The organism is Roseiarcus sp. (assembly GCF_052145395.1).
Lineage (GTDB): Bacteria > Pseudomonadota > Alphaproteobacteria > Rhizobiales > Beijerinckiaceae > Roseiarcus.
Map to the genome: position 1 here is coordinate 1 of NZ_JBKQOT010000670.1, position 5,725 is coordinate 5,725.

General features: G+C 63.1%; 7 protein-coding genes. 1 reads left to right on the forward strand and 6 read right to left on the reverse strand.

What is annotated here, in order from left to right:
• Positions 1 to 197: hypothetical protein (locus ACLP25_RS22960; protein ID WP_442471454.1), on the forward strand; the 197-nt coding region annotated here is incomplete at its 5' end.
• Positions 198 to 508: 311 nt separating this feature from the next.
• Here the strand turns inward: ACLP25_RS22960 and tgt are convergent.
• The 6 genes from tgt to ACLP25_RS22990 all read right to left on the reverse strand — a co-directional run.
• Positions 509 to 1,639 (reverse strand): tRNA guanosine(34) transglycosylase Tgt, encoded by a 1,131-nt coding sequence (gene tgt / locus ACLP25_RS22965; protein WP_442471455.1) that lies wholly within the window; start codon positions 1,637 to 1,639, stop codon positions 509 to 511.
• The gene (queA, locus tag ACLP25_RS22970; RefSeq protein ID WP_442471456.1) at positions 1,636 to 2,736 is read right to left on the reverse strand and encodes a tRNA preQ1(34) S-adenosylmethionine ribosyltransferase-isomerase QueA; all 1,101 of its coding nucleotides are present in this window, start codon (positions 2,734 to 2,736) and stop codon (positions 1,636 to 1,638) included. The genes tgt and queA overlap by 4 nt, the downstream gene beginning before the upstream one ends.
• Positions 2,737 to 2,743: 7 nt before the next feature.
• A complete protein-coding gene (locus tag ACLP25_RS22975; protein WP_442471457.1) occupies positions 2,744 to 3,457 on the reverse strand; it encodes a retron system putative HNH endonuclease in 714 nt (237 codons plus the stop codon).
• The gene (locus tag ACLP25_RS22980; protein ID WP_442471458.1) at positions 3,454 to 4,806 is read right to left on the reverse strand and encodes an AAA family ATPase; all 1,353 of its coding nucleotides are present in this window, start codon (positions 4,804 to 4,806) and stop codon (positions 3,454 to 3,456) included. The genes ACLP25_RS22975 and ACLP25_RS22980 overlap by 4 nt, the downstream gene beginning before the upstream one ends.
• A 105-nt stretch (positions 4,807 to 4,911) precedes the next feature.
• The gene (locus tag ACLP25_RS22985; protein WP_442471459.1) at positions 4,912 to 5,364 is read right to left on the reverse strand and encodes a peptidylprolyl isomerase; all 453 of its coding nucleotides are present in this window, start codon (positions 5,362 to 5,364) and stop codon (positions 4,912 to 4,914) included.
• Positions 5,365 to 5,374: 10 nt separating this feature from the next.
• Positions 5,375 to 5,725: peptidylprolyl isomerase (locus ACLP25_RS22990; RefSeq protein ID WP_442471460.1), on the reverse strand; the 351-nt coding region annotated here is incomplete at its 5' end.

A 5,725-nucleotide genomic window follows, 5' to 3' on the forward strand; every position in this document is an offset into this window, starting at 1 on the left:
CCGCGGCTGTCGAGGATTTCACGGGCGACGACGTTGACGATTGCAGTCATGAGAGGGCTTCCTTGCTGGCGTACTCCGTGTGCGGTTTTACGCCATTGGGGCGGACGGCGAAAGACGGGCGAATCGCCACACCCTGGGCGGGCAATCCGCACATTTGCTTCCTTCAGGAAACAATTGACCAATCAACTCATTGGTAGAAAATTTTTGCATGGCAGGGCTGCCAAGCCCCGTGACAGGACCCGAAAAGTGGAATAGCAATGTCGGCGCGAAAAGGAGGCCGCTGCCAAACTCTTTGGCGCCGGACGCCGCAAAGTCTGTGGGAGGACGACACGCTTTGCCGCCTCGGCCCGGAGGTATCGCTTTCCGGGAACAGAAAAAATAACGAGACGACGAAGCGTTTGCGAGGACGGAAACATGGGGCGAGGCGCCCGCGGGCGTCTCGCCCCTTGCATGTCGGGCTCTGATCCAGATTCCTTCCTGCGCTTCAACTCGGGGAAAAACGGCTCCCTTACCCGCCCTCGGCCTCGCCCTCCGTCCAGCCGCGGCGGGTCTCCTCGATGTAGGCGCCGAGCCGCCCCTCCGCGATCGCCTTGCGCGCGCCCGCCATCAGCTCCTGATAATAGGCGAGATTGATCTCCGTCAGGCCCATCATGGCGAGGATCTCGCCGGACTTGACGAGGTGGCGCCAATAGGCGCGGGAATAGTCCCGGGCCATGGGCGACGGGGACCGCGGGTCGATCGGCCTCGGGTCGTCGGCATAGCGGGCGTTGCGCAGGTTCATCCGGCCGTGCCGGGTGAACACCATTCCATGCCGCCCGGCCCGGGTCGGCATGACGCAGTCGAACATGTCGACGCCGCGCCTGAGCGACTGCAAGAGGTCGTCGGGCGTCCCGACGCCCATGAGATAGCGAGGCTTCATCTCGGGCAGGCACGTGACGACGGTTTCGATCGTCTCCAGCATATCCGCCTGCGGCTCGCCGACCGCGAGGCCCCCGATCGCGTAACCGTGGAAATCCATGGCGACCAGCGCCCTGGCGCTCTCGATCCTTAGATTGTTTTCCACGCCGCCCTGCACGATGCCGAACACCGCCCGGCCCGGCTGGTCGCCGAAGGCCGCCTTCGACCGCTCCGCCCAGCGCAGCGACAGGCGCATGGCGCGCTCCGCCTCCTCCGGCGGGCACGGCAGCTTCACGCATTCGTCCATCTGCATCTGGATGTCGGAGCCCAGCAGCCGCTGGATCTCCATCGACCGCTCAGGCGTCAGCTCATGGCGCGAGCCGTCGATATGGGACTTGAACGCCACGCCCTCCTCGCTGACCTTGCGGAGTTTTGCGAGGCTCATGACCTGAAAGCCGCCCGAGTCGGTCAGGATCGGATGGGGCCAGTTCATGAACTTGTGAAGGCCGCCGAGCGCGGCGATGCGCTCCGCCCCCGGCGCCAGCAGCAGATGGTAGGTGTTGGAGAGAACAATGTCGGCGCCGGTGGCGCGCACGTCCTCGGGCCGCATCGCCTTGACCGTCGCCGCCGTCCCGACTGGCATGAAGGCCGGCGTGCGGATTGTTCCACGCGGCGTCGAGAGTTCCCCGAGGCGTGCGTCGCCGTCGCGGGCGTGGACGGTCAGGACGATTTCGTCGGTCATGCGGTCGGCCGGTCCGCGTCGCGCGCGCCGATGAGCAGGCACGCGTCGCCGTAGGAATAGAAGCGATAGCTCGAATCGACCGCGTGTGCGTAGGCCGCCTTCATCGTCTCGAGCCCGCTGAAGGCGGAAACCAGCATGAACAGCGTCGATCGCGGCAGGTGGAAGTTGGTCATCAGCACGTCGGTCGCGCGGAAGCGGTAGCCCGGCGAGATGAAGATCGCCGTCTCGCCGGCGAAGGGGCGGATGCGGCCGCCCTCGTCGGCCGCGCTTTCGAGAATGCGCGCAGAAGTCGTGCCGACTGAGACGATCCGCCCGCGCGCCGCGCGCGCGGCGTTCAGCGCCTCCGCCGTGCCACCGTCGATCGCGCCCCATTCGCTGTGCATGACGTGGGCCTCGGTGTCCTCGGCCTTGACCGGCAAAAAGGTCCCGGCGCCGACATGCAGGGTCACGCGATGAAGCGAGACGCCGCGCGCCAAAAGGCTTTCGATCAGGCGCGGGGTGAAATGGAGGCCCGCGGTCGGCGCGGCGACCGCGCCGTCGCGCGCGGCGAACATCGTCTGATAGTCGGCGCGGTCCTTCTCGACGGGGGCCCGGCGGGCGGAGATATAGGGCGGCAGCGGGGCCATGCCGAGGCGGTCGATCGCCTCGTCGAGCGCGGCGCCCGAGAAGTCGAAGCGCAGCGTGACCTCGCCGGCTTCGCCCTTCTCCTCGACCTCGGCGTCGAGCGCAGCAAGCAGGCAGGCCATGCTCTCGCTCGCCTCGCCAAACCGGATGCGCTCGCCGACCCGGAGCTTTTTGGCGGGCTTGACGAGCGCCCGCCAGCGGCAATCGTCGATCCGCTTGATCAGCGTCGCCTCGACGCCCGCGACCGCCTCGCCCCGCACGCGGATTCCATCGAGCCGCGCCGCGATCACCCTGGTGTCGTTGACGACGAGCGCGTCGCCGGGCCGCAGGAAATCCGGCAGGTCCGAGACACGCGCGTCCATGAGCCCGCCTCCCGGCGCGACGACGAGCATCCGCGCGCTGTCGCGAGGGTGGGCCGGCTCGAGCGCGATACGGTCGGGCGGAAGCTCAAAGTCGAAAGCGTCGACGCGCATGCGTGTTTTACCCGCCCGCCGCGCCCTTGACCCGGGCCGAGCGCGCTTGGCTTTGCCGAGCGAAGTGCTCAGCGACTTGTTTGACCGCGACGCAAAAAGCGGCGATCTCGCCTTTCGGGTCGGCCATCATGATGGCCGCCGTAAGCCGCCGGGCTTCTGTCGCGGAAATCGGCTTTCTTGCGGATGGTCCCAACCCCTGCGCCTTTAGAGCCTGCGACCGGCCATCGATAAGAGACGGATGATTGAGCGCCAGCAGGTCTATCGTCCGGATGACGGCCGCGTCGTCGGGCTTTTCCGGACGGACGGCGCCGTTAATTCCAAAGCGCAATCGACTCTCGCACGACGCGTTGAGCGGCGAAACGAAATTGGCGTCGCTGACGTCGGCATCGCCTTTCTGTCTTGCGCCGAAGCCCGGTTCCGGGTGCTGGGGACCGGGTGAGCAGAGGACGAGATTGTCGTAATCGAGTTCGCGTTCAGGATACCCCGAGCGCGGCTGAATGTGCTCGACGTGAAAATCGCGGCGCGCAGCGTCCGGCTGCCGGCCGATCGGCATCATCGTGTACGCGCAGAGCTTCCATTGCTCGGCGAGCATGCATGCGTAAAGATCGTTTCTGATGTCGGCGCGCAGTGCGGAATAGGTCAGGACCTCGGGCGTCTGTTTGTTTTCAGCCTTGAACTTCCGAAGCGTGGCCGGCTCTGAACCCTTCTTGATGAACCTCACTCGGCCGCCTCGTCGCCCTGGTGCTCAATCCGCCAGATGTAGGATTCCGCGCCAACGATGTCCGGCGCGTTCCCGATATCGGCGCGCAACGCCGCAATCATCCCCTTGGCTTCTTCGATCCGGTCATCGTCGATCGCGTCGAATATATCCTTGATCCGCCTGGCGATCGCCGGATCGCGATCCTCGACCTCCATGACGCATTCGAGGACCCAGTTCGAGTCCATCCCGTAGCTGCCAATCGGCCGCTTCTGACCTTGCGGCGTCAACAGGACAATTTCCTCTGGCCTCGCCTCGCCGATCACCTGCGGCGAGTGGGTTGTTGCGAAGAACTGGATTTTCGGAAAGACGCGCTTGAGTGCCCGCACGATATGCCGCTGCCATTTCGGATGGAGGTGGAGGTCAAGTTCGTCGATCAGAGCGAGGCCGGTGGTATAGTTCAGGACGTCAAAATCAAGCACATCGCCTCTTAGCACGCAAGCGCGACGGGCAATGTCAGCGACCATGCCGATCAGAGCACGCTGACCGTCGCTCATACCCGCAAATTCCAACACTCGACCATCGGCAAGCCTTACTACGATGTCCTTTCGTTGCCCGTCGTATTCAATTTCCCTTGCTCCCTCGACGGCCTCCCGAATTGCGTCGCGAACTATAGACAGTGGGCTCGGAGAAGTCCGACTCGGTCCCGATAGTTCGGGAGTGTCAACAAAAGAGCCATCACGAAGTCTTGCCAACTGCAAGTCAACGATTGTTTGATCCCGCATCCATTCTTGTAGAGTTTTCGAACTCTGCCCAGCATCAAGCCAATTGAGGTATGCTGCGCTTTTCGGATTTTGGACTACAAAATCGTCCTCGCGATGTTTATTATCGAACCGCCTTTCTACTCCATACAACACAATGAGTTCGCTTCTAGAAGCAAACATGCCAGATTGGAACCCGCCTGGGATTATTTCCGAAGACCCCACAGTATTCATGCGTGATAATTTCGGCTGACGCTCAAACGCGGGTTGCGGTTCGAATTGATCTTTGACTTCGAAAGCATCGGCGGCCCATTCAAATTCCGCAGACAACTTCCAAGGATACCTCGCTGTCGACTGAGGCAGGTTTTGATACAGAACAGGACCAGCGCGGTTATCTCTGGAATTGAGTATCCGGTCGGAATTGAGAATTCCACCCAGGGCCGCCAATGGTCTGAAGATGTCCGCCAGCGCCAGTAGCACGCTCGACTTGCCCGCCCCGTTCGTCCCGACAAGCAGATTGAAGTGCGGATCGAACGGCCCCAGTTCAACCTTCTCGAAACAGCGAAAATTTTCGAGCTTGAGGCTCTTGACGAAGAAGCGGTCGTTTTCCAAACGCGCCCTCCTTTCAAGGTCTCGGCGCTGAAACAAATCCGGGCGGCTCAGCCGCCCGGGACGCAATTCACACTATCATCTCGCCGCGCTCGCGCGAAGCGACCCTCAGCTCACCGTCGCCTTGACGATCTTGTCGGGGTCGCGCACGGGCTCGCCGCGCTTGATCTTGTCGACGTTCTCCATGCCGGACGTCACCTTGCCCCACACCGTATACTTGTTGTCGAGAAAACTGGCGTCGTCGAAGCAGATGAAGAACTGCGAATTGGCCGAATCCGGGCTCTGCGCGCGCGCCATCGACACCGTGCCGCGAACGTGCGGTTCGGCGTTGAACTCGGCCTTAAGGTTCGGGTACTTCGACCCGCCCGTGCCGGTGCCGTTCGGGCAGCCGGTCTGGGCCATGAACCCGTCGATCACCCGGTGGAAGACGATGCCGTCGTAGAAGCCCTCGTTGACGAGCTTCTTGATGTGGGCGACGTGGCTCGGCGCAATGGCCGGGTTCATTTCGATGACGACCGGGCCCTTGGTCGTGTCGAGGGTCAGCGTGTTGCCTTCGCTCATGTCAAAGCTCCTATTTCGAGGATCCCGCCATTTTCATGGAGATGATCTTGTCCGGGTTCGTCACCGCGCCGTTGTTCGCCTGCGTTCCCGCCTTGATCTTGTCCACGACGTCCATGCCCGAGACGACCTCGCCGAAGGCGGTGTACTGGCCGTCGAGGAACCCGCCGTCACCGAACATGATGAAGAACTGAGAGTTGGCCGAATCGGGGTCGTTGGTGCGGGCCATGCCGAGGACGCCACGCTTGAAATGGGTTGGATTGAACTCGGCCTTCAGGTTCGGCAGCTCGGAGCCGCCCTCGCCCGTGCCGGTCGGGTCGCCGGTCTGGGCCATGAAGCCGGGAATGACGCGGTGGAACACGAT